Consider the following 25,451-nt stretch of genomic DNA (forward strand, 5'->3'; position numbering starts at 1 on the left):
GATGATCTTCACGAGACTAGTACGACGAATCCTGGTGGCCTGCGCGCTCTGCTTAGCGTCTCAAGAGCAGAATCTTGCATGCGCCCAAGACGTGTCCGCCCCGGCCATGTTGCAAATGTTCGAAGCGAGATGGCAGACCATCGAGGATCGGCAAGTCGATCTGTTTTATGCCGATTATGGGGCCATGTGGTTACCCCCCCCTCAACGCGCCGACACGGGGCCGTTTTCGGTCGGCTACGATTTATTCGATCGGTTCGATTTGGGTAAACCCCAGAACGAAACACTCTACGGAACCGAGAACGGATTGAAGTCGCTCGTCAATTCGGCTCACCGCGCCGGCATGAATGTCTACACCGATCTCATTTGGAATCACAACGGATTTGGCAGCCCCAACGAACCTGCTTTTGTGGCTCTGGGGGGGTATCCCGGTTTTGTCATGAACACACCGGGCGATCAGTTCGGTGATTTTCATGATCCTTTCATCAACTTCGATAATAATCCCCTAGAAGGTCGACTGGCGGGGCTTACCGATATCGCGCAGGAAAAAAATTACCAGTTTATTCGTCACCCGGTGGCGGAGGGGGATCCGGACAACATCCCGGCCGGGACGATCTACAACAAACCTGATCCTAACAATACACGTTTCTACACCGATCAAGACCTCGGCGGCACGAGCGTCTTCGATCCGGCACTCAACGCGAACGTCACGCTCTACGACTTCAATACGACCACTCCGCTTGCGGGCGATCCTATCATGGAGAATGCCACGGGCCTATTGATGCGAAACGCCCGGTGGATGGTGCAAGAAATTGGTGTTGACGGTTTCCGCACGGACGCGATCAAGCACATGCCCACCTGGGTGCTCAATTACCTGGATCAAGCCGTCTTTCGGGCGAATCCGCGACTCAATCACGACGGCACATTCAAGCCGGTTTATTCGTTCGGTGAAGTGCTTGACGGCAACAAGGGTTTTGTCCAGGAATTTATTCGTCACGACTTGCCGAACCCGCTGGCCATTTCACCATCGAACACCACGGTGGGTGGCAATCGCGATGCTTTGGATTTCCCACTGTTTTTCGCGTTGCGGAGCAACCTTACCGGAAATGGCCTTGCCAATAACTGGCACGGCATTCGTGGTGCGAGTCAAGACTTTCAAGACGATGGCCTCCAGAACGGCAGCCAAGGGGTGTCTTTCGTCGATAGTCATGACCATCTGCCCGGTGGCTTTCCTTTCTTGAAGAATGTGGCCTATGCCTACACGCTCATGCGACCGGGCAATGCCCTGGTCTATCTCAACGCGAAAGAGTTTGGCGAGAACCGTGATTTTCCCAATGACGGCAAGGACGACGCCCTTGGAGGTTTCTATGGCGAGACCATCACGAAACTGGTGGAGGTTCGCAGCTCACATGGTCGAGGCGATTTCCACGAGCGTTGGATCGACGACGCTTTTAATTCCAACGGCTTTTCCAATATCTACATTTACGAGCGATCCAACTCCGCGATCGTAGGGCTCAACAGTCGCAACGATGCCTTTGTTGAGACACGCAGTGGCGTACAGACTAATTTCGCACCCGGATCTATTCTCGTCGAACTCACTGGCAATGCGGCTGACCCCACCGTTGACCCTGGCGAGGTAATTCCCGAGACGGTCAAAGTAAACGGATCTGGGCAGATCAACATGAGCATTCCTAGCAATGATACGCATGGCCGAGGTTACGTGATTTATGGTTTGGCCACTCCTCAAGGAAGCCTCAATTTAACGAACGTGGCGGGAACCATTGCCGGGGCAATTCCCACGGCAGGCAACAACGGCACGGCAAGATTGGGCGACATCGACGTGATTCGAGCCGATTCCTTTGCAGTGCAGCTCAACACCACGCCCATCAGTCTGGTCGATCCCACAACAGGCTTGATGATCCGTGATTTCGCTGCAGATGGCGACACGGCACTCGTTCGCTTGAACGAAGGAGAAGACCTGAACAATCTCGCCGGGATTGACCATCCCACTCCAGGTGACATTTCCTATGGCTTTGAGGAATTCACCGACACTCGCATCCCGGGCCTCGGTAACAATGGCTTCGGAAGTTATTCACAGACGATCGATACCACGCAACTCTCCGAAGGCCGGCATTTTATCACAGCGAGGGCCTTTCGTCATCGAGATTCTGGAACGGGTGGCGACGGGGGACCAGCGGTCTTTACCGATTTCAAACGGGCCATTTATGTGGACCGATTTGCTCCTGAATCGACGGTGGTTAGTTTTGATCCATTCGCGTCGAGTCCCAATACGCTGCAAAATCGCGATCTGATCGTCAAGTCAAACGATGCCACCGCCAGCAGCATGCATTTGTTCCTCGATCTGCCTGCGGGGCTCACCGACGAGCAAGTGCTGCAGATGGCCCTGGACGGTCAGGGAACTGCAGGTCGCTATGACGCTGATTCCTTTGTATTCGGATTCCAAAACGTCGGCACAGGTAACCATGTAGCCACCGTTGTTACTTTTGAACCCTCTTTCGATGGCACGAATGGTTTCACGATACGCCGAAATGTGGGCATGTTCACCGAGACGGGCGTGGGTGCCGGGTTTGGCGACCTCAATTTTAATGGACAGGTGCGAACTGGTGATCTTGCCGGTTTCAACAATGGCTCATTCGAAGATGTGCTTTACAGCCAGAATGCCAAGTTCAACGCGGCTGCAGATCTGGATGGCAACGGCCTGGTCAATAACCTCGATTTGTATGCACTGGGACCCGAATTGGATGCGATGAGCGGGATCAGCCCCACGTCATTGAATTCCTACGAAGGGGTTTTGCGTCGGCGAGGTGATCTCAACGAAGATGGCTCGTCGAACGTTGGTGACGTAGAGAATCTGTATGCCGCGATTGGCGGCAATGCCTGGCTCACTGACTTGAACGTCGATGGCATCGTCGACATCCTCGATGTGCAAACACTCGTGACCGAGATATTCCAAACCGTAAACGGTGATTTCGATCTCGATGGCGACGTAGACGGGCGTGACTTTCTTGTTTGGCAGAGAAATGCAGGTATGCCTGGGCGGTACGATCAAGGCGATGCGGATCTCAATGGTGCAATCGATGCGTCAGACCTCGCCGTATGGCAGCAGGCTTATGGTGCAGCAGGGCTGACCGCACTAACCGCAACTGCACAAGCCGTGCCAGAACCTTCGGCATTTGTTTTGTACATCGTAACGGGGCTAGTTTTAGTTGTGGGTGCGAGGAATCACTCACATAAGAGTGTGAGGTGTAAGTTTTAGTTCGTTTGAATACTCTGAGTCTCATTTTTTCGAAGAGGGAGAATAACATGAATCTTTACGATTGGTTGAAATCTTTAGCAGCGTCGTTTGTTGCGATCGCTCTCGTAGGAACTGCCGAAGCGGTGCCGACTCTCGACGGTTCGGCTACCATGGCTGACGGCTACGGAACGGCCCTTTCGGTCCAGAATACCAAGACGCGGTTTGGCGACAATTCGTCAGATGATCTTATCGCTACCGCAGATGGTGGCTCGGAGATAGACCAAGTATTTGGAGTCGTAGCTAATGGGCGACTGTACGTGACGATCACTGGAAATCTCGAAACGAATTTTAATAAATTGGAAGTCTATATCGACTCCGTATCGGGTGGGGTTAATGAGATTATAGGCAGCTCACTTCCTGCTGCGGTTGATGCCTTCTGCTGTGGTGGGTTTGGTACGACGGACGGTGCTTTACAGCGCCAAGATGGCTTGATATTCGATACGGGTTTTCTGGCCGACCAATACCTAACTTTCACCAATGGCGGCGAAAACGTTGGCGGGCGTGGATTCTGGGCGCTCAGCGCTCACTTCGCCGATCTGACTCAAGGTACCAGCGGCCAAGTCGTTCAGGCTGGCTACCAAATGGCTCCTTTGGGCATGCCCAATACTCTTCGAGGTCCTCTGGGACCAGACTTCGATAGCGATTTCAACGTTGATGGCAAGGATTTCCTAACGTGGCAACGAGGCTATATGATCGGGACGACAAAGCCGGAAGGCGACGCCGACGAGAATGGTGTCGTAGACGGCCTGGACCTTGCGCAATGGCAAGATCGCTACAATACAGATCGTAATCTGACTGACTTTCCTTTCAATCCCTATGCTGGCGGACCTTCGACAACCAGTTTGATTGGACCAGCACTGCCAGGATTGGCCCCAGGCCAATTGATTGATCAGAATTACGCGCTCGGTGCCGGTGGCTGCACTGCAGATACCACGGATGGGGGGGCCGGCTGTATCGCTCCGGAACTTGAACTCGCTCTGCCCGTCGATAGCAATGATCCTACCAACGCCCTTAATCATCGCAACTTCAACAATACGATTGATTTGCAGATGGCCTTTAACAACAGCAACGTCGCAGGTGTTGAAGGGACCCCAGCTGATTCGGATCCCATGCAAACAGAAGGAGATCCCGAGAACGTGATCACAGGCTTGGAGTTCTCGCTCCCTCTTTCTGCATTAGGTAATCCCACCGGTGACATCAAGCTTCTGGCTTTCATCAACAATGGGAATCATGATTTTGTTGCGAATCAGTTTTCTGGCGTTGGTGTCCTGACGGGTAACTTTGGCTCTCTGCCCCCTGATTTGAGCTTTGAGGCCGATGGGGATCAGTTTGTTACCATTGTGCAGCCGGCTGCCCTGGCCGGCGCAAATGCCGTACCAGAACCCAGTTCGCTGGCGTTGTTGACACTCGCCGCAACCGCGATGATGGGTAGCCGTCGTCGCAAGAGTTAGTGGGTGGACCAATTTCAAGCTGGCCGCCAGGCATGGCACCGGCGGCCAGCTTTTCAGGTCCAAAATCGAGGATGTTGCCTAGCCGGATCGCAACGCGGTCCGGGAAGCTGGAGGTGGTGTCCCTCCGACTAGGTTGCCCACTGAAATTCAACAGGAATCACAGACATTCCATCATGTGCAACGAGGGCTTTCGTTGCACGAAAGCGAAACGAATGAATCGATCGACTATGAGCAGTAGGATATGTGAGTGCTTCGCCGCGCGGTGCTTATTGTCAGTTGCGGCCTGTCTAATTGCAATCGTAAGCACCGGTTGCCAACGCCAGCAGCAATCAAGTGTCACACCTACCACGACGGTCGATGCTTCCCCTTCCACCGCCCCAGCCTCAGCCGATCCAGGAGTGGTTGTGGTCAGTGCGAGCAGCGAGAATAAAAAACCCCCTAAGGTTCAGCCGGACGTTTCGCGCTTTGTCCCCAACTGGGTTGCGGAAGCGGTGTTCTACCAAATCTTTCCTGATCGATTTCGCAATGGTGACTCCTCAAATGATCCGACCCGTGAATCGTTGGAAGACTTAGCTTCGATTCCCGAGACTTGGGAAGTTTCTCCTTGGACTGGGGATTGGTATGCTCGCGCCGATTGGGAAAAGGAACTCAGCGGCAGTTTCTTTGAGAAGGGAATCTTCGATCGCCGATACGGTGGAGACTTGCAAGGAGTGCTCGATCGACTCGATTATCTCCAGGATCTGGGCATCAACGCCATCTATTTCAACCCCGTATTCTATGGCAAGTCGCTGCACAAGTACGACGGAGCCTCGATGCATCACATCGATCCCTATTTTGGCCCTGATCCGGCGGGCGACTTGGCGATCATTGAGCAAGAAACGAGTGACCCCAAGACCTGGCAATGGACCGCTGCCGACAAGCAGTTCTTGAAACTCGTTAAGGAGATTCATGCACGGGACATGCGAGTCATCATCGATGGGGTATTCAATCACACGGGCCGCGATTTCTTTGCCTTTGCCGACCTGCGGGAGAAGCAAGCAGCTTCCCCTTACAAAGATTGGTATATCGTTCAGTACTTTGACGATCCCGCGACTCCGCAGAATGAGTTTCGCTACAAAAGTTGGTGGGGATTCGAGACATTGCCTGAGTTCGCCGAGGACCAACAGCAGAATGACCTGCATCCGGGGCCCAAGGCATATGTGATGGACATTACCCGCCGGTGGATGGACCCCGACGGCGACGGTGACCCAAGCGACGGCATCGATGGCTGGCGACTCGACGTAGCCAATGAAGTTCCTTCAGGTTTTTGGCAGGACTGGAATACACTTGTGCGGGAACTTAATCCCGAGGCATACACCGTCGGCGAGTTTTGGGAAAATGCTCGTGATCACTTGGTCGAAGGACACTTCTCCGGAACGATGAACTACCATGGCTTCGCCTATCTAGCCAAAGGATTCTTGATCGATGGTATCCTCACTCCCCACGACTTCGGCCAGGAATTGGTCGCTCGATTGAATGAGTACCCGCAGAAGATGCAATATGCACTGCAGAACCTAATCGATTCACACGACACTCAGCGAGTCGGCTCGATGATCGTGAATCGAAGTCGCCAGCCCTACTTGCAGCCGGAGCGTTTTGACTACGATGTAAGCGAGCGGGTCTCTCCCCGATACGATAACGAGTACAGCATTCGCAAGCCGAACGATCTGGAGCGAAACATTCAACGCTTGGTCGCATTGATGCAGATGACATTCGTCGGCCCCCCGATGATTTACTACGGTGATGAGGCAGGCATGTGGGGGGCCGACGATCCCTGCAATCGGCTTCCGATGGTATGGGATGATTTGATTTACGATGACCAATCTACAGATCCTCTGGGTCGGGATCGCGAGACCGACACGGTCCAATTCAATCAAGAGTTGCACGATTTTTACCGGCAGTTGATCCATCTCCGCCGCAAGTATGATGTGCTGGAACATGGCGATTTCGAACCGGTGGTAAGTGACGACGACGCGAAGTTTTTTGCATTTCGCCGCACTTTGAAAGGAAAAAGCGTGTTGGTGGCGATCAATCGAGGGGAGGCCACCTACAGTTGGGAAGTCCCCTGTGACACCGCTCGGGAGCTTCAGTCACTTATTGTCACCTGGGACCCAGAAGCCAAGGCCGACATCGTCCGCCGAGATGGGGTTTGTATCGTCACGGTTCCGCCGTTGGGAGGCGTAGTACTAGCCGAACGAGCCAACCCGGAGTGACCAACAGTATGGGTTCTCAATCACGTGGCGGGCAATGCATTTTGACTTTATTTGCCCTGGCGTATCTGTTCCTCCTTGGCGGCTGCTCCCAAAATGACCCTCGGCGGAGCATAACCTTGTGGCACCAAATGGTGCCTCGCGATCGGGTCATGCTCGACAAGCTTGTCGAGGAATTTGAAGCCGCCCATCCAGAAATCGATGTGCGAACACTCTACAAGGAAACTGAAGAACTGAGGAGCGGTTTCCAGACGGCCGCCTTGGCAGGCATCGGGCCTGAACTAGTTTATGGCCCCTCCGACGTGCTGGGCACATTTCACGCAATGGGAATTGTCGGCGACATGAGTCCCTGGGTGAACTCGGAAGAAGCTGGTGAGTTTGTCGAGGGAGCACTCACTTATCTGCCTGCCCCCAATGACTCTGAGCACCGCATGCTATTGCAGGTTCCTGATCGATTCGGCAATCACTTGGCCCTGGTATACAACCGTAAGTTCATCGCGGAACCACCTGTAACCACCGCTGAAATGGTTGATCTGGCAGTGGCCAATACGCTCGACTCCGATCGTGATGGACGCCAAGATCGCTATGGGTTGGTGTGGAACTTCGTCGAACCTTTTTTTGCGATCCCTTTTCTAACTGGTTATGGAGCCTGGGTATTCGACGAATCAGGCCAACCCGTGCCCGCATTGGATACCCCTGAAAGCGTCTCCGCCTATCAGTTCATTCTTTCCTTGCAGCAAGAGCATGGGGTCGTGCCAAGAAACTGTGACTACGAGACCGCCGATTCGCTGTTCAAATCAGGGAAGGCTGCCATGATCATCAATGGCGACTGGAGTTGGACCGACTATTTGGAAACCGAGGAAATTGATGCGGCCATTGCCCCCCTACCTGTAGTAAGTGCAACTGGCAAACCGATGGCGCCGATGATATCTCCCAAAGGTTATTCACTCAACGCCTTGGTCAGCCCCCAGGCAACAGAAGATGCAATGCAATTTGTCCAGTTTATGACTAGCTCAGAATCACAGCGCAAATTTATGGAACTGGTGCGAATCTTGCCTTCTCGTAAAAAGCTGCTCGACGATCCGCTGATCCGCGAAGATCCGACGCTCGCTGCCTCGAAAGAGCAGTTTGACCGGGGCCGAATCATGCCCGTGGATGTCGAAATGCGAGCCGTCTGGGATGCGATGCGTCCCCCGTACCAGACTCTCCTGGGAGGCAACACGACTCCCGCCGCTGCGGCGCGCCAGATGCAGCAGAATGCACTACATTCGATCGAGATCATTCAGCAGGAATCAGTAAGCACAGCGTTTCTCTGGCTCTGGCAACTGGCGGGGCTTGCGATATGCGGTGGCTTGGTTTTCTGGCAACGCAAAAGTTTGATGGGGCTCCTACCTGATATGCGTCGTCAGCCATTCACCTATCTGCTCATTGCCCCAGCGCTGGTTGTCATGTTTGCCACGGTCGTCTTTCCGTTTTTCTACAATGTGTTGCTTTCACTTTCCAACATGTCGCTCCACAATTTCCAGGAGTGGTCGATTGTCGGCCTCCGCAACTACGTAGATGTATTCACCGAAGCGAAGTTTTTCGGGGTGTTGCTGAAAACCTTGGTCTGGACGGTCGTCAATGTTGTATTTCATGTGGGGATCGGCGTGGCCTTGGCGATTGCGCTCAATGGCCCGATACGCGGCAAGCCCCTCTATCGGGTCCTGCTGATCATTCCTTGGGCGGTGCCGGCCTACATTACCGCGCTCACTTGGCGGAGCATGTTTCACTATGACTACGGTGCGGTGAACCTGCTCTTGGGAGAATTCTTAGGAATCCCGCCGCTCAACTGGCTCGGAGAACCTGGCCTCGCATTCACTGCGTGCATCGTAGCGAATGTTTGGTTGGGATATCCCTTTATGATGGTGATCGCTTTAGGTGGCTTGCAGGGTATTCCGCAGGAACTCTATGAGGCTGCGCGGATCGATGGGGCCAACCGCTGGCAACAATTTCGCAACGTTACGCTCCCGCTGTTAAAACCTGTGCTCGCTCCGGCCGTCGTTCTCGGTGGCATTTGGACTTTCAACAATCTGAATGTCATCTGGCTGGTCTCCAACGGTGGTGAGCCGGCTGACCAGACGCATATCCTTGTCTCGTATGTTTACAAAGCCGTTTTCAGTTTCTATCGCTACGGCTATGGAGCTGCCTTGTCGATGGTAATCTTTGTACTATTGCTCGCTGTTAGCTTGTATTCTCTACATCGTACCCGCGCAACTGAGAGTGTTTATACGTAACGGATGAAGACCGGCAGGTTACGCTTCCGGCTCTTCTAAATTAGACAAATTGCCATGAAAGAATCATTACTTATCACCTTGTCTCGCCACTTGCTGCTCTTGGTCTTCGCGGCCATCAGCATCTATCCCGTGCTGACGGTATTATCGATTTCGCTCAGGCCGGGCGACCAACTGCAATCGACTGATTTGTCGATTATTCCTCCCAATTGGACTTTCGCCGCTTATCGAGAACTGTTTACCGAGCAACCTTTCTTACGTTGGCTGGGGAACTCTCTGTTGGTGTCGACTCTCGTTACTTTCACAGGAGTAGTGCTTGCCTCGATTGGAGGTTATGCGTTGAGCCGATTCAATTTCATCGGGCGGCAAGCCACGATGCTGGCGATTCTGACCACCCAGATGTTCCCTGCCACGATGTTGCTACTTCCTCTTTACATCTTGATTGCCAAATTACACTTGGTAGATACCTTCTTGGGACTGTTAGTATTCTACGTTTCTACTGCACTCCCCTTTTGCATTTGGCAAATGAAAGGCTTCTATGACACGATCCCTCCCTCGCTCGAAGAGGCGGCCCATATTGATGGCTGTAGCCGAGCCAGCGCTTTCTGGCTTATCATCCTGCCCATTGCAGTCCCGGGCTTGGTGATCACGGCCCTTTTCAGCTTCATGACCGCCTGGAGTGAATACATCGTGGCTGCTCAGGTATTGCAAGACCGCGATATGTTTACGCTGCCACTTGGAATCAAAAGCTTTCAGGCGAGTATGTCGACGCAGTGGGCACTCTATGCCGCCGCATCGTTGCTGGTGAGTGTGCCCGTGGTAATCGTGTTCCTGGCCTTGAGCCGTTACCTTGTATCAGGCATGACTCTTGGAGCGGTGAAGGAATGAACGTTGGAGTATCGACGGGCAAGACGCCTCCCTGGCAAGATGGCGGAACCACAGTTTTGCTCATTCTGCAAGCTGCTTGCCTTCCACGGCACCTGCAAAACGTGTAACTTCTTTGCTACTGGGGAGTTGCAAAGTGTCAATTGTATGGGTTGGGCAGAATTTTCACCGAACTGATCGAGAAATGTTTCCCAAAAAGGTGACTAAAACTGGTGTGTTTCACTCTGCGTTTCTAAAATGGAGCCAGGGATCGACTGGGCGGTGAGACGACCATTTGGTAGCCTCGCACCAGAAATTCGATAAGGATTCATTCCTTCAAAACCATCAGGACACCAGTTTGATGACGCAGGTCCACAACGAAGAAGACAATCGAGTCCCCGAAATCGCCATCACGGGGGATCTTACCGAACACGAGTCCGAACTCACTGATCGCCTCTTGGATATAGAACCTGGCGGTCAGTGTACTTTCTATTTCGACTCGCCAGGTGGCAGTCCCTATTGTGCCGTTTCGTTGATGACGATCATTCGCTTGCGGGGCTTACGGGCGACCGGGGTTGTCACGGGCGAATGTTCTTCGGCAGCTTTATGGCCGTTCGCCGCTTGTGAACGCCGGTTCGTATCGCCCTACAGTGTCTTACTGTTCCATCCAATGAAATGGCAAAGCGAAGAAAATGTGGGACTTGCTGAAGCCGCAGAGTGGGCACGCCATTTTGGTCATCTAGAAAAAGACATGGATGCGCTGCTGGCCGATCTGTTTGGTGTGTCTCGCGACATGATGCGCAGTTGGATCAATCCCGGGAAGTATGTTTCGGGGAGCGAGTTGGCTGGCGCCGGGTTAGCAGAGTTGATCACCGCAGCCGATCTTGTCAGTCCAACGGGAATCTTTCATCTGCTCCATCCAGACGAGGCACAGGATGCAACTTCACCTGAAGTGAGCAAGCCGAAACTCCGCAAGGCACCGTAATTGGAACTCTACACCCGTTGCACATCGCTGCCGCGGGCATGCGCAGTAACGAAGATCTTACTCGGCACTGGACTGTCCGATGGATCGCCTCAAGCACACTAAGTGCGTGCCAACTGTCCGGCATGAACCGCTTCGCAACGGGTGGAAAAATGCGGTAAGGCCTGATCTAAGCGGCAAACATGCAGAGCTTCAAGACACTCTGGTGAAAGGCCCGACAATCTTAGTGCCCCCCCATGTTTGAGTACTCGCTTGTGTAACATGACCAACTGACCCATCAATTGGCTGGGAAAGAAATCAATGGTGTCCATCTCAAGCACAAGCCGATAGACGAAATGTTGGTCTAGCAAGGACCATAAACGGTCGGCCAAGTTGTCGAAAGGTTCATCCGTGGGCGTTAGCTGCACGATCAACCAATCGGGTCCGCGATCGATTCTCATGACAATTGTCCATTTTCGGTTCCGTCCAAACATGCCGCCGGGAAGAGCCGCCTACGGCAGCCTGTGTTGGGCGTAGATTAGAAAGAGAAATCATTCTCAAACGCTCCCCCTAATGGCAATCTTATACCTGGACACTCACTCGAGACAAGTGAAGTTTATCAAAACTTCATTTATGGGAGATGAGCTAAGCAGAGAAAGTTATTTCTCAACGCCATTTGGCAACTATTCATCTCTTCACAAGGAATTTGCTAGCACGAAATGACTCGGTACTACTTATCGAGCATGGAGACAATCTTTTGTCGAGCTACTTCTAAAGCCTCTGGTAGTCGGCTAGGTTCTTTGCCGCCAGCCTGTGCTAAATCTGGCCGGCCTCCACCTCCTCCTCCCAAGGCTTGTGCAACTGGTTTAATCCAGTTTCCTGCATGGCCTCCTCGGGCTTGCAAGTCTTTTGAGATACCTGCTACGAGGGTTACTTTGTCATCCCCCTCGGTGCTGGCCAAAAGTATCGCACTCAAGACGACTTTTTGTCGGATTTGGTCGATCAATTGCCGCATCAAGTTCGCGTCGGCCGTAGGGACTTCGGCCACCACAACTCGAACATCGCCCACGTCTGTCGCAACTTCAAGCAGGGAATCCGCAGACATTGGCCCTGCAGCGGCCCGCTGGGTCAACTTTTCACGCAAGACGGCCACCTCTTCATTGACTGCGGCCACCCGTTCAGGCACAGCCAGGGGTGTCACGGAAAGCATCTTGGCAACTTGGGTGAGAATTTCCTTTGCTTGGGCAGAATTCGGTATTTCGTCGCTAATGTTAGTTGCCACTCCACTCGCGTCGCGACTTGGAAGTGTCCCCCCTGAAGTGAGTAGCTTTTTTAGTTCTCGCTGTTTTTCCAACAAATCGGAGACATTCTCAGCTAGGGCCAGTTGTGGACAATCGATCGTCTCAGCCGCACTTTGGACAGCTTCCGAGATTTGCTCGGAGTACCGTATTGCCTGGGGGCCTGTAAGTGCCACAATGCGGCGCGTGCCAGCCGAGACTCCTTCTTCGGTGACCACTTCGAAAGCCTCAACCTCGCTGGTGTTGGTAAGATGGGTACCTCCACATAGTTCCTTACTAAAGCTTCCCATCGATACCATCCGGACCGGGTCGGGATATTTTTCGCCGAAGAGCATCATCGCTCCCAGTTTGCGTGCCTCTGCCAGGGGCAAGGTCTCCCACTTTACCTGCTCAGCTCCTTCAACGAGTTTGTGTACATCTTGCGTAATCGCACCAATTTGCTCCGCAGTAACAGGGCTAAGATTGGTGAAGTCAAAGCGTAGCCAATCGCAATCCACTTTGCTCCCCTGCTGTTGGGCGTGGGAACCCAAGTGCTTTTGCAAAGCGTGGTGCAGAATATGCGTCGCAGAGTGAGCGCGGCGAATCCCTTGGCGACGTTCAGTATCAACGACCGCCTGGACGGCATCACCCTCTCGTATGATTCCTTTGGTAAGCTGCCCAATATGAACGATCAAATGACCGTCTTTCTGGGTGTCGGTCACAGTGAACTCGAAATCTTCGCCGACAAGTCGGCCTGTGTCTCCCACCTGACCACCGCTTTCGCCGTAGAAGGGAGATTGGTCCAGCACGACTCGAACCGACTTGTGGCTCTGGTCGTTGAGTTCGTCGCACAAATGATCCTCGGGGGCCTCACCAACCACGATTCCCTTCACAACGGCTTCGGCCTCGGTAGTTTCATAACCCAGGAAAGGGGTGCTGTGCAGCGCGTGTTTAAGCGAGTCCAGTGGCCCTTTGGCACCCATGACCGTGTGCTGAACCTTTCCCGACGCCTCGCCGTGAACTTCCATCGCACGTGTGTAACCATCCCAGTCGAACGTAAGATTGTGTTCGGCAGCAAGTGCCTCGAACAACTCCGGTGGGACACCATAGGTTTGGTACAATTCGGCGGCGACTTCTCCCTCGACTTTGACGCGGTTATCACTTCGCATTTCGTCAAACACTCGGTCAATTCGGTTGAGACCGGCGTCAATCGTGCCGAAGAAGTTGGCTTCTTCCTGCTGAATCACTCCGGCAACGCGGTCGGCGGTCTCGGCCAACTCGGGGTAGGCATTCCGCATGGCTTCGACCACCTCGGGGACCAACTTATGTAGAAATGGTTCTCGAAGTCCTAACTGGTGACCATCGAGCACGGCACGACGGAGTAGGCGTTTGACGACGTATTTTTCCTTATTGGCCCCCGGATAGACGTTCTCATGGACAGCGAAGGTGCATGCGCGAACGTGGTCCGTGATCCGTCGACAACGTCGACCAGCGTCGGTGTCGAGCGCGTATTTTACACCGCAAACTTCCGCAGCGGCTTGAACGATCGGCATGAGGTTGTCGATGTGGTAGTTGGTTGGCACTCCCTGCAAGGTGGCCACCGTCCGTTCCAGTCCCATGCCGGTATCGATATTCTTTGAAGGAAGTGGTCGCAGATTGTCGGGAGGATCACCCACGCGATTGAATTGTGTGAAAACTAGATTCCAAATCTCTACCGATTTCCCTTGATCGGGATGAAAATAGATTTCACTACAGGGACCACAGACTCCGTCGGGGCCCTGACTGGGGGCACTGGCAGGCCAGAAATTCTCATCTTCCTCGAGCCGCTCAATCCTGGCAACGGCAAGTCCAACGTCCTTAGACCAGATCTCTGCGGCTTCATCGTCATCAAGATACACGGTGACGCTGAGTCTCTCAGGAGAAATACCAAGCCATTTCTTATCTGTGAGAAACTCCCATGCCCAGTTGATCGCATCGCGTTTGAAATAGTCGCCGAAGCTGAAGTTTCCCAACATTTCGAAGAAGGTGTGGTGATAGGCCGTGCGGCCGACGTTGTCGATGTCGCCGGTTCGCAAACATTTCTGACAGCTGGTGGCACGGGTATAGTCTAATTTTACTTTGCCAAGAAAATGATCTTTGAACTGGTTCATCCCCGCAGGGGTAAACAGTACCGAAGGATCCCAGGTGGGAACCAGTACGTCGCTGGCAACACGGGTGTGGCCCTTCGTTTCAAAGAATGCCAGATATTTTTCGCGGAGTTCGTCGGTTTTCATGCGGACTGAATTCAGGGTCTGAGAGTGATAGAAAAGTCTGAATATACAGCAGGCACGGCAACAACGGCAGGGCATCTGTCCGAGTGATTGAAAGTTGGGCCATTTTCGCCACTCGTCGACCATTCCTATGACTCGTATACTCACAACTAAGAAACACTTTGCCTGGAGCCAAAAACATGAATCTTGAAGCAGCCCCCGAATCAGAAGGACCTCGCTGGCAGCCGCTCGATCGCACTGAACGGCGCGTCTTGGGGACACTGGTCGAAAAAGCGAAAACGACACCTGATAATTATCCCCTCTCCCTCAACGCATTGGTCAATGGCTGCAATCAGAAAAGCAATCGCTTCCCCCAGATGCAGCTCGACGAAGAGCATGTCGACGACGCCATCGAGAATCTGCGTAAGGTCGGTGCCGTGGCGACAATTCAGGGAGATGGACGTGTCGACAAGTTTCGGCATCTGGCCTATGACTGGTTAGGAGTCGACAAACGCGAGCTTGCTGTGATGGCGGAGTTGTTGCTGCGAGGTGCCCAGACCATGGGAGAACTGCGTGCCCGCGCTGCTCGAATGGAGCCAATTTCAGGTCTTTCTGAATTGCGGCCTCTGGTGGAGAGCCTGCGGCAGAAGAAGCTGGTCATTCTGCTCACGCCTCCGGGTCGTGGCTGCGTACTGACCCATGCCCTGTATCAAGAGCAGGAATTAGCCAAAGTTCGGGCGGAGCATGGCAACGCCGTCGTGGGGGACGAACCGTTATCCGATGAAGAAGATACACCGGCCTCCACAGCGACCCGTTCATCGGTTCAAGCTGCACCCACGCAGATTGTTCATCGCGAGGAGTCAGGCGATCTCAAACGGGAATTGGCCGAACTTCGCGAGGAACTTTCTGGAGAGATCCACCAATTGCGAAGCGAATTGGAAGATTTGAAACAGCAGCTAGGCGTGTGAATGCTTTACTGACACGAGTGGCGGTGTCGCCCAGAAAGCTGCCACAGCGCAGACGCCTGCCAGCGTAGCGAACAACCAGAGTGAAGGGGTGAACCCTTCCAAATAATCTACGCTGACTCCCATCACCACGGGGCCGACGGCGCTCGCTCCCACCGCGGCGGTAAGTGATGTGCCACGGATCTTTCCCAGATGCGAGCGCCCGAAGTAGCGGGCCCAAGCGGTGCCGGCAATCACTGATTTTATCCCCTGGCCGCAGCCATAGGTTCCGTACCCAAGGACGAGCATATCCCTGTCGGCAGCACCAGCGAGAACTACACATCCCAAGCCGATCAGCGACATTGCGACGACAAGCAACCAACGCATTGCCAGACGATCTGCCAAGATTCCCCCCACTACTTGAGTCGCGGCCATCGCAAATGCAACTGATGTCACTGCGGCAGTTGAGTCCTGTGCTGTGAAGCCTTGAGAGCGAAAGACCCCGACCAAATGGAATACAAGTCCGGTTCCGATGAGCGACCAGACTGCCGTAGAAATCAGGAGAATCCAATAGGCACGGTGCTGCATTGATTCGCTCAAATTGAGTTCATTGCCGTAGCTGAAAGATTTGCGTTTCGCGGCGTGAAATCTTAGACCATCGGGAACCTGCCCAATTTCGCGAGGGGATTCACGCAACAGCACAGCAACGAGAGGCAAGAATCCGCCTATCATGATCGCGGCAAAGACTACATATGTCCCCCGCCAACCGACCGAATCGATAAGCGCCACGATCGCTATCGGTACGAGGCCCCACGCCCCTGCCATCGAGACCTGTGCGATACTGCTGGCCAGTCCCAAGCGACGATCAAACCAAGCCGCTAAAGTATTGTTGGCAAGCAGGGTCATCGTGCCAGGGCCGAACGTTCGTAAGAGTAGGAAGGAAACAAATAGGGTTGCAAGTCCAGTGGCCTGGGAGGCCACTACACAAGCTCCAGCCATTGCGACAAATCCTCCAATTGCCATCCGGCGTATGCCGAAACGGTCGATAAGAGACCCAATCGAAGTCAATGACAAGGCAGCTAGTAGGGTTGCCGCCAAGTAGGTACTGGACAATGCCGTATTGCTCAAGCCAAATTCGGCGATGAATTGCTCGTTAAAATAGCTAACACCAAAAGTCTGCCCTGGACTCGTTGCCAACATCATCATGATTGCTAGCGGAAGAATCACCCAGCCATAAAACCAGGGTAAGGTGGTCTCTTCTTGGGTAGCAATGGGCTCCGGGGATGAAACTGCCGTTCGTGTGGCAGAAGTCATCAACTCCGCAATCTCTGCGCTCGGGGTGGACATGGGGATTCGTTCTGGATTCGGAAGAGGGCCTCTTGCCACTCCTCTAGGTAGGCTTGCAAAGGTGGGATCGTATGCGGGAAAACGGCATTATAGACCAGACAACCAACTAAGACACTAGTGATTCCCGTAGGGTTCAAGTGGGACGTGACTGAGGATGAATCTGGATGCGAGTTCTGCTATTCTAGTGAAATCCGCGGCGATACTGGGCGATTGCCTGGTATCGCGACCAATTTTCTTCGCACGTGACGGCAACTTATGAGAGTGGATGAATCCCTAGAGAAGCGCAAACGGATTCCTGATCCAGTTCCTGATGAGGGAATCTCTGCTCTGCTTAAGTGGATTCATATCCATTTCTTGTGGCTCTTGATTGGATGCTACGTCTTTGCCGCTTTTCTGCCTGAACCAGGTTTGGTGATCCGCAAGCTGTCCTGGGGGAATCCCTATGCCGGTGAGATAACGGCTCCTATGCTGTTATTGGCGGTTCTCTTGTTTTGCGCTGCTGCTGTTGTGCGTTGGGAACAAGTCTGGCAGCTCCTACTGCGACCAGGCATCTTGATCATGGGGTTAGTATGTATCTGGCTGGTACCGAGTCTATTTGTGGGAATGCTGGGATGGGTAGTTCCGCTACTACTCGGAGAAACAGCCACGAGTGGAACTCTGGTCGGTTTGGCACTAGTAGCTGCCATGCCAGTGGCAAATTCTTCGGTCGCTTGGACTCAAAACTCGCGAGGAAATGTCGCCCTCGGATTGGGGCTGATTGTACTCACGATCTTGCTCAGCCCCTTAGCAACCCCGCAAGTACTCAAGCTAATGGGGCTAGCACTCTCGCCGCAGGACACGGCGCACAGTGAAGAACTGGTGAAGCGATTTACTGGGACGTTCTTCATCGTATGGGTCATTTTGCCTTCGCTGGCTGGGATGTTGTTCAATCGGATTGTGGGGGCAGAGTTAATCGAACGAAAGAGAAGCTGGATTCGTTTTGTCAGTGCGCTGGCACTCTTGGCTCTCAATTATACGAACGCTTCTCTGGCATTGCCTGGGCTGTTTGAACGGCCAGTTTGGCGAGCCATTTTTCTGGCTGGCGGGTTGGCAGTTGCTCTACAACTACTTGGAGTTGCCAGCGCCTGGTTGCTTGCCCGCATGACTTCGCTAGACCGGGAATCGACTACCGCACTTGTTTTTGCCTTCAGCATGAAACACACAGGGTTGGCGCTCGTGTTGGCAGGCGAGGTCCTTCAGCAAGAACCGCGTGTTATCTTGCTGATCGTGCTCGCGACCTTATTGCAGCATATTCTGGCTGGCTTTGTGGATAGGTATTTGACAAGGCACACAACTGCGCTCAGTTGATCGCAGGAGTCTGTACCAACACGACCCATCCAGCTTTAAGTGTTTTCTTCGTATCAGTCATCATATCCTGGATCGTATAGGAAACCGGCTCGAAGACTCCCCAGTAGGTCGTTTTAGGATTGATGGAAAGAGGGTCATGGTAGCCAGCGATGAAATGGTCTTCGCTTGCATCCATTGCTTCTAAAACTTCAGGGAAGACTCTGGGAGGACTTTGCTTGTCTTTCCAAATCGAGAGAAAAGGATGGTTGAGAATTAGACCGCGTTTCCCAGCCTTCACCGATGTATCGAGATAGTCTTCACGTAGATCGACTAGCACAATGTCTTTTCCTTTTTGGACGTTCTTGTTCAATACTTCAAAATCTCCCAACTCTACCGACATTGAAAGCACAGCTATTATCTTAGGTTTCTCATCTTGTGCTGGATTGCTCCAGACAGGGACAGAAAATGCGACTTTCAGTTCGCCGGTAGTAGTACTGAGATAGACAGCGGACAGATTTGGCGACTCAATCGGCTCGATTGATTCAGCATGTTCTTCGGTAAGGTTTTTACCTAGTCCATGAAAGTAATCTCGATAGGCATAGTTTTCCAGGAAGCTATCCTCAGGCAGCTTAGTCTCCTCCACTATCAGAGGATGGCGTGTAATCTGCTTGCCCGAGAGATCGTTTACAAACCAACTATCGGAAGGTGAGCGATCCATATTGTCTTGGCGATGCTTCTTGATCCATTTGGCCAACGGATAAGATTCTAATTCGCTTCTCGCATCATCTTCAGAAAAACTCTGAACCATTTCGATAAGCTCGGGCTCGCTGGCTGCTTGTTGTAAGATCTGAAACCGTTTGGTGACGTATTCTCCTATGTCGTTGGCCGCGGTCTCAGCCGCGAGAGGGAGCGTGTCCCGGGCTTGCTGCATCGCGTTGGCTATCGTCCTTTGCCGGGCCTGGAAAGCTGTCCAAGCGAGCGCCGCAAAGGCACCGACAACAAAAAGAAACGGAAGCCCACGTCGCAGAATCCACCGGCGTGACGGATAAAGATGGCTTGCCCGGGAGAGCCATGTATCCACGCCTGCCCCCGAATCAATCCGCGTATAGCGATGAGAGCTAGAAGAGTTGCTTGGCTCCAAATAGCCATGCACTAATGCCGGCAAATCGTTCCCTTCGCAAAAAGGCGTTAGCTCTGCCGCAACTTCAGCCGGAGTTGCGTAGCGGTCCTCCGGCTTCTTAGCGACCATCTTTTCGATGATCTCCCACAGCTTGCGAGGGACAGCGTTCGTGCGAATCGGTGGCAACGTGGATTTCTCATGCGCTTTTTCAGGGCGCAAATCCGAATCAACAAATGGTGGTTTCCCTGCGAGAAGGTGATAAAGCGTACAGCCAAGGCTGTAGATATCAGCACGGATGTCGACACTGGTGGTCTTCCACTGCTCTGGGGACATATACATGCCTGTGCCCATCGCCTTGTTGTCAAACCGAGTCAAGCGATCCTGGGCATCCCCCGCCAAGAGAGCCAAGCCAAGATCGAGAATCTTTACGACTCCCTCCACGGGTTCGTCTGCTTCAGCAATCGCTGGTTGACTCGCCACTCCATCTCCATCAACAAGCGTTAGCATCAAGTTTGAGGGCTTGATGTCTCGATGAACCATTTCATTGCGATGGATGTACTGCAACCCCCGCGCTGCCTGGCGGACGACTTCACAGGCGTCGGGGACAGAGAGATGGCCTTGTTGTTCAACCAGATCGTGGACCGACACCCCTTCGATGTATTCCATAACCAGGTAGTGCTGTCGGTCAGTCGGTGCAGAGGAATCGATGGCGACGACGATGTTTCTGTGCTCCAGTGCGCCGACTGCCTTGATTTCCTGATAGAATCGGCGGATGACCTCTTCGTTGCCTGCGGCAACGTATTGCGGCTTGATGACTTTGATTGCGCGTTGGCGGCCAAATTGCGTGTGACGTCCTTTATAGACGTCGCCCATCCCCCCACTTCCTAGCAGAGACTCTAGCTCGTAGTTTCCAACTTTCTTGAGTCGTACAGCAGAAGCCACGGCAGAGTCGTGTCCACCGTCATTTTGCCCAGCACCCATTGTGGGGATCACGGTCCACTGGCGATCAGTATTACTGGCAGGTTGCTGGCGTAAGGGACGCGGACCATGTTCATCGTAAAGTAATTCATGGACTTCCACGTGGCCGATGCCCTTGAGGTGACGGCGGCCATGCAGGTGGAAGGAAATCCCTTCAAGCCCGACGTCATCAAGAATAGCCATCACACTCCGCGAAACGAGGATTTCCCCGCCGGTGGCGTAGTCATTTAATCGTGACGCGTAATCAACACTTTTGCCCACAAAATTATCGGGGGCCGTCGGGTCAACCTGTGGCACCCCCACGTGCATACTGATGCGAACCTCAACTTGCCCGCCACTAGGAGTCGCGATGGGGTTTTCAAGGTGGCTTTTCTGCACATCGGCGGCCCAGACGGCTGCTTGAATGGTGTTGTTGAATACCAAGAAGTGGCCGTCCCCGGCAGTGGAAACGACGCGGCCGGTCATTTCTTCCAGGTGAGCTTCTATTCGCTCTCGATGCGGCATGAGAATCTGCTGAATGAACGCCATGTCGCGTTCGGTAACACTCCGACCGATCATCTCATTCTTGAGATCAACGCTGCGGCAGATGTCGGTGAAGACGAATGTTTTGAGTTCAGCCATAACGTAGGGGCTGGGATTCAGGGATTGGGAGTGAAAGTCGGAATTCTACTCGCCCAGTCCCTAGTCCCCAGCTCCAAGTCCCCCACTTAATATCCATATACCATTGGCATGGAGGAGACGACTACAGGTGTGTAGGCTGTACGGTATCTTGTGACCGTACCGCCTAGCAGGGGGCGATAACGAGTTCGGGCGACAGGAACCCGCTGGTAAGCCACAGCTGGTGCAGGGGCGTAAAAACTTGTCACCTGTATCGGGGCTGGCGCAATATATGTTGGAGCCGGAGTATAGTAAGTCACGTAGGCAATCTGAGCAAAAGTTTTTTCAGCGACGACCACACAAAGCAAACAACCAACGAGCAGCATTAGGCATTTGTTCATCGAAGTTTTCCCTGTTCTAAGGCAAGTGTAAAACTCAGCCGTCCGTTACGCGAATTCCTCAAACTAGTATCCCACGCCTGGAATTCAACTGCAACTAGGTTCTCGAATCGTTTCAAGCTAGCAGGAAATTGCAAGGCCCCTTCAAATGCCTAAATTTGCCAGTGCCGAAGCTACCTGATTCAATGCGCTAGTAATTTGGGGATGCTCGGTCTCGAATTTCAGAACCAAATCCTGTACTTCGCCAGATAATATGCCTTCATCTTCCGAAGGTGGTGCGTCGACGGCACGTTCGATGTCGTTGATTAGCGACTGCAATTGCTCGTGAGAGCCTTCGTCGAGTGCTGAAGACGCTGCGAGCTCAGCCCTTAGTTGTTCCAACTTTTCGAGGAGAATGGTCTTCTTCATGCCAGGCTTCCAATAGTGAGCGATCAAGTGGAAAACAAGAATTCTGCCAGACATAGCAGCTTATATTCCATGATACTCTATGACCACCGGATTGGCGATTCCCCTACCTTGCGGTTGGCTGTTAGAATTGGCCAGTGCCAATTGGACTCACCGTTTTGAATCGTTTTCGATCGCAGAAGGACTCCCATGCCCGATATTACCATCTCTTACGACCCGAGGGGAACGTACTTGCCAGAGCATGGCCTGGCTTCGGACGAACTGGCCAAACTTACTCCGCAACTGACTGCGGCTCGCAACGACGTGCTTGCAGATGCTGAGCTATGGGCCGATGGTGTGACCCCACCTTCGAACAAAGTACCACTCGATGCCGGTTTCCACTATCTCCCCGAGCGACTACTGGCCGAATACCAGACGGGTGGTACTGAGAGTGAGGTTGGTCGCATCATCGCTACTGCCAATCGATTCTCGGCGGTAGTTGATCGCGTCGTCGTGTTGGGAATCGGGGGTTCCTACATGGGAGCGCGGGCCCTCTTGGAATCGTGCTGCCATCCCTACTTTAACGAACTTCCTCGAGCAATTCGTGACAATCGGCCACGCATCAGCTTTGAGGGCAATAATGTTGACAATGATGCCCTGCAAGGATTGTTTGACTTACTTCCTTCCACTATGTCGAAGAGTGACGTAGACGACCGCTGGGGCATCGTGGTCATCAGCAAAAGCGGAGGGACACTTGAAACTGCTTCTGGCTTCCGAATTCTCCTTCGACGTCTTCAAAAAGCACTCGGCCCGAATCAAGAACAACTTGCCGATCTCGTCGTGCCGGTCACCGGTACGAGTGGCAAATTGTTTGACTTGGCAACTGCATTGGGATGCCGTGAGTTGTTTCCCGTCCCCGATGGAGTCGGAGGACGGTTCTCTGTCTTGTCAGCTGTCGGTTTGTTGCCCGCCGCGATCATGGGACTCGATGTTGTGCAACTTTTGGAAGGGGCTGCCGCGATGAATGAACACTTCCGCACGGCACCGGTCGGAAAAAATGTTGTGCTTGATTACACCGGCATCTGCCACCTCATGGAAAAGCAACTGGGCTGTGATGTTCGCTTGCTCTCGACATGGGGTAAGCAACTTGAGGCGTTTGGACTTTGGTACGACCAACTACTGGCGGAAAGTCTTGGGAAACGAGAACGAGGTGCTTTGCCGCTAACCATCGTAAACACTCGTGATTTACATTCTCGAGGCCAGCAGCACCAGGAAGGCAAACGCGATAAGCTGATCACGAATATCATTGTCGACCAGTGCAAGACCGCGCCAGTGTCCATCGGCACGAGCAAGTTTAATCAAGATGGTCTTGACGAATTGGCGGAGAAGACCATTCCCGACGTTCTCGCCGCTGCCACGCAAGGGACCAATCAGGCCTACCGAGAGGATAATCGGCCGACGGCTGATCTCCATGTGCCGGCGATCAATGAATTCGTCATGGGACAACTCTTTCAGATGTTCATGTTGGCCACAGTCGTCGAAGGGAGATTAGTGGGCACCAATCCGTATGGCCAACCGGGCGTCGAAGCCTATAAGAAGAACATGAACGCCATCCTGCGGGGAAACTGAAAAGTTCTGGGACTCGTAAGCGAGAGGAATGAATGTGTCAGTTGAAATAACGTGGTTAGGACATTCATCGTTTACGCTGAAAACTGAGCGCGAGACTTTGTTGGTAGATCCATTTCTGGATGAGTCGCCGACGGCACCGATCAAAGCTTCCGCTATCGAGACAGACTACATACTGCAAACGCATGGCCACTTTGACCACATTTTGGATACAGTGGCAATTGCCCAACGGACTCATGCACGTGTGCTGGGGAACTTTGAGATCTGTGAGTGGCTCAAGCAACAGGGTGTCGCCGAGGACCAACTTACGGCGATGAACTTAGGAGGAGGGGTCAATCTCCCCTTTGGTCGGGCACAGATGACCGTCGCGCATCACAGCTCGGGGCTCCCAGACGGGAGCTATGGCGGAAGTGCGGCAGGATTCCTACTCGATCTGGTAGATCTGCGTATTTATATCTCAGGAGACACAGCACTTTTTTCAGACATGAAACTTATAGGGTTGCGAGGAATCGATTTGGCGATCTTGCCCATAGGCGACTTATTCACTTTGGGACCTGAAGACGCAATCGAGGCGATCAAGCTGCTCGACTGTAGACGAGTCATTCCTTGCCACTACAATACCTGGCCTCCCATTGAGCAAGACGTGACAAGCTGGGCCGAGCGTGTTCGCACTCATACGACTTGTGAGCCGCTCCTACTTGCTCCTGGAACATCAATAACACTTTGAAGATGGTGAATAATTCGATGCTGCGAAATCAACTCTTACCAATACTTCTTCTGGTCATGTTCGCGCTAGCTCCCGTGGGACTTCTGCGTGCTCAAAGCGTGATCCAATGGAAATTCGTTCCGGGAGAGTCTCATGACTATCGACTAACGCAAACGGCACGCCTCGAATCTGGTGCCGGGAAAACCAGAACACAAATTGCCGATGTTGCCGAGCAAATCGACTTTACCTGGAAAGTGGTTGAGGTCGATGCGGAAAGAACAGCAACGCTTTCTGTTCAAGTGAATTCCTATGCCTTGACTGCGAAAGGACCCGATGGGCAGGAAGTAACCTATGACTCACAGTCTGCTTCAGATCCTCAGGGATACGCTGCGATGTTACTCCCAATTGGCCGTCGCTTGAGCGAAGAACCGGTACAACTCTCAATGTCCCCTCAAGGAATAGTAAAACTCCTTGACTTGCCGATCGACCTGGCCGACGCGGTGAAATCAGTGCCTGGAGGAAAGCTATTTGCCAAAGATGGCGGAGCTGGGAGTTTTGAATCGTTGGCTCGCTTGGGAGGGCCGCTGTCGTTGCCAACAGGTGAGGTTCAAGAGGGAAGTACTTGGAAGGATACTCTTGAGATGGAGATCCCTGCGTTGGGCAAAGCAGCTGTAAAGTTTGAGTATCAGATTGGCAAATTGCCGGACAACAATCGAATCTCTATCGAGCAGCAGATGTCGCTTTCGCCACTGGAGGACGCAGAGGCAACGTGGTCCGTAGATAGTCAGACATCCACAGGGGAAGTGCAATTCGACTCGGATTCGGGGCGGTCCGAAAGCTCCTCTCTGAGTTACAAGGCAGAGCTGATCTCCGAATCGAATCCTTCAATGACGCTTGAACAAAATGTCAAATTCACCTCTTTATCGGATACCACGCAGTGACTACTGTTCAGCAGATTGTGAGTTCTGGTCGATAAGTTGCACCTGGATTTCTTCCCCTTTGACACGAACGGGATAAGAAGGAATCTTCAAGCGAGGATTGTCTCGCCAAGTGCCGTCGCAGATGTCGAATCGCCAAGCATGCCAAGGGCAAGTGACGGCCCCTTCCTCGTCCAATTGACCAGCTCCCAATGAAGCCCCCATGTGGGGACAGAGATCATCGATAGCGTAGTAAGAGCCGTCTCGATTAAACACGGCCACGAGCTTGTCACCGATTGCAAAGGTCCCCCCCTGCCCTGCGGGGATCGCTCCAACTTTTGCCACCGTGACATATTCCGACATTGAGGGCAGCTCCAAGATGAAAATCCGTGTTTCGTGTTGACCACTATGCCAGGATACTAGCAATCATCGAGAACTTCTAGCACTGGTTCAAACGCCAGCAGGCGATTA

18 protein-coding genes are annotated in these 25,451 nt (G+C 53.0%); 11 read left to right on the forward strand and 7 right to left on the reverse strand.

Annotated features, from left to right (window positions below; genetic code table 11):
* Position 1: 1 nt before the first annotated feature.
* The 6 genes from Pr1d_RS18385 (at position 2) to Pr1d_RS18410 (ending at position 11,135) form a co-directional block, all read left to right on the forward strand.
* Positions 2-3,274: an alpha-amylase family glycosyl hydrolase gene (locus Pr1d_RS18385; RefSeq protein WP_148074896.1), complete on the forward strand. Its 3,273-nt coding sequence runs from the start codon at positions 2-4 to the stop codon at positions 3,272-3,274.
* A 47-nt stretch (positions 3,275-3,321) separates the two neighbouring features.
* A complete protein-coding gene (locus Pr1d_RS18390) occupies positions 3,322-4,764 on the forward strand; it encodes a PEP-CTERM sorting domain-containing protein (RefSeq protein ID WP_148074897.1) in 1,443 nt (480 codons plus the stop codon).
* 212 nt (positions 4,765-4,976) lie between these two features.
* Positions 4,977-7,016, forward strand: a complete 2,040-nt coding sequence (locus tag Pr1d_RS18395) for a glycoside hydrolase family 13 protein (protein WP_210417769.1) — start codon at positions 4,977-4,979, stop codon at positions 7,014-7,016.
* Between the two features lie 8 nt (positions 7,017-7,024).
* Positions 7,025-9,289 (forward strand): extracellular solute-binding protein, encoded by a 2,265-nt coding sequence (locus Pr1d_RS18400; protein ID WP_148074898.1) that lies wholly within the window; start codon positions 7,025-7,027, stop codon positions 9,287-9,289.
* Between the two features lie 54 nt (positions 9,290-9,343).
* Entirely contained in the window at positions 9,344-10,174 is an 831-nt protein-coding gene (locus Pr1d_RS18405) for a sugar ABC transporter permease (protein WP_148074899.1), read from the forward strand.
* Between the two features lie 337 nt (positions 10,175-10,511).
* Positions 10,512-11,135 carry a Clp protease/crotonase-like domain-containing protein gene (locus Pr1d_RS18410; protein ID WP_210417770.1) on the forward strand — a complete coding sequence of 208 codons (624 nt, stop codon included), beginning with the start codon at positions 10,512-10,514 and terminating at the stop codon, positions 11,133-11,135.
* Positions 11,136-11,233: 98 nt separating this feature from the next.
* Here Pr1d_RS18410 and Pr1d_RS18415 read toward each other — a convergent pair whose 3' ends face one another.
* Positions 11,234-11,572, reverse strand: coding sequence for an STAS domain-containing protein (locus tag Pr1d_RS18415; protein ID WP_148074900.1), 339 nt, complete (start codon positions 11,570-11,572; stop codon positions 11,234-11,236).
* A gap of 269 nt (positions 11,573-11,841) precedes the next feature.
* Entirely contained in the window at positions 11,842-14,661 is a 2,820-nt protein-coding gene (gene alaS, locus Pr1d_RS18420; protein WP_148074901.1) for an alanine--tRNA ligase, read from the reverse strand.
* 176 nt (positions 14,662-14,837) lie between these two features.
* Here alaS and Pr1d_RS18425 point away from each other — a divergent pair, with 176 nt between their 5' ends.
* Positions 14,838-15,605 (forward strand): DUF480 domain-containing protein, encoded by a 768-nt coding sequence (locus Pr1d_RS18425; RefSeq protein WP_148074902.1) that lies wholly within the window; start codon positions 14,838-14,840, stop codon positions 15,603-15,605.
* On the opposite strand, the gene Pr1d_RS18430 is transcribed toward Pr1d_RS18425, so the two are convergent.
* A complete protein-coding gene (locus tag Pr1d_RS18430; RefSeq protein WP_148074903.1) occupies positions 15,594-16,928 on the reverse strand; it encodes an MFS transporter in 1,335 nt (444 codons plus the stop codon). The genes Pr1d_RS18425 and Pr1d_RS18430 overlap by 12 nt on opposite strands.
* Before the next feature lie 261 nt (positions 16,929-17,189).
* Here Pr1d_RS18430 and Pr1d_RS18435 point away from each other — a divergent pair, with 261 nt between their 5' ends.
* Positions 17,190-18,275, forward strand: coding sequence for a bile acid:sodium symporter family protein (locus Pr1d_RS18435; RefSeq protein WP_168205343.1), 1,086 nt, complete (start codon positions 17,190-17,192; stop codon positions 18,273-18,275).
* On the opposite strand, the gene Pr1d_RS18440 is transcribed toward Pr1d_RS18435, so the two are convergent.
* From Pr1d_RS18440 to Pr1d_RS18450, 3 genes are all read right to left on the reverse strand, one after another.
* The gene (locus tag Pr1d_RS18440) at positions 18,268-20,973 is read right to left on the reverse strand and encodes a protein kinase domain-containing protein (protein WP_148074905.1); all 2,706 of its coding nucleotides are present in this window, start codon (positions 20,971-20,973) and stop codon (positions 18,268-18,270) included. The two genes, Pr1d_RS18435 and Pr1d_RS18440, sit on opposite strands and share 8 nt — an antisense overlap.
* Before the next feature lie 86 nt (positions 20,974-21,059).
* Complete coding sequence (locus Pr1d_RS18445) at positions 21,060-21,350, reverse strand: hypothetical protein (protein WP_148074906.1); 291 nt, start codon at positions 21,348-21,350, stop codon at positions 21,060-21,062.
* A 141-nt stretch (positions 21,351-21,491) separates the two neighbouring features.
* On the reverse strand, positions 21,492-21,755 hold the full coding sequence (locus Pr1d_RS18450; protein ID WP_168205344.1) for a DUF4404 family protein: 264 nt from the start codon (positions 21,753-21,755) through the stop codon (positions 21,492-21,494).
* 186 nt (positions 21,756-21,941) lie between these two features.
* On the opposite strand from Pr1d_RS18450, the gene Pr1d_RS18455 reads away from it, so the two are divergent.
* Genes Pr1d_RS18455 through Pr1d_RS18465 form a run of 3 tightly spaced genes read left to right on the forward strand, consistent with a single transcriptional unit; the run spans position 21,942 to position 25,004 of the window.
* Positions 21,942-23,360, forward strand: a complete 1,419-nt coding sequence (locus tag Pr1d_RS18455) for a glucose-6-phosphate isomerase (RefSeq protein ID WP_148074908.1) — start codon at positions 21,942-21,944, stop codon at positions 23,358-23,360.
* Positions 23,361-23,394: 34 nt separating this feature from the next.
* Positions 23,395-24,084: a metal-dependent hydrolase gene (locus Pr1d_RS18460; RefSeq protein WP_148074909.1), complete on the forward strand. Its 690-nt coding sequence runs from the start codon at positions 23,395-23,397 to the stop codon at positions 24,082-24,084.
* A 17-nt stretch (positions 24,085-24,101) separates the two neighbouring features.
* A complete protein-coding gene (locus Pr1d_RS18465; protein WP_148074910.1) occupies positions 24,102-25,004 on the forward strand; it encodes a hypothetical protein in 903 nt (300 codons plus the stop codon).
* Here the strand turns inward: Pr1d_RS18465 and Pr1d_RS18470 are convergent, their stop codons facing one another.
* Positions 25,005-25,343, reverse strand: a complete 339-nt coding sequence (locus Pr1d_RS18470) for a Rieske (2Fe-2S) protein (protein ID WP_148074911.1) — start codon at positions 25,341-25,343, stop codon at positions 25,005-25,007.
* Positions 25,344-25,451 lie beyond the last annotated feature (108 nt).

The sequence above is a fragment of the Bythopirellula goksoeyrii genome (genome assembly GCF_008065115.1).
In the GTDB taxonomy this organism is placed as follows: Bacteria; Planctomycetota; Planctomycetia; order Pirellulales; family Lacipirellulaceae; genus Bythopirellula; species Bythopirellula goksoeyrii.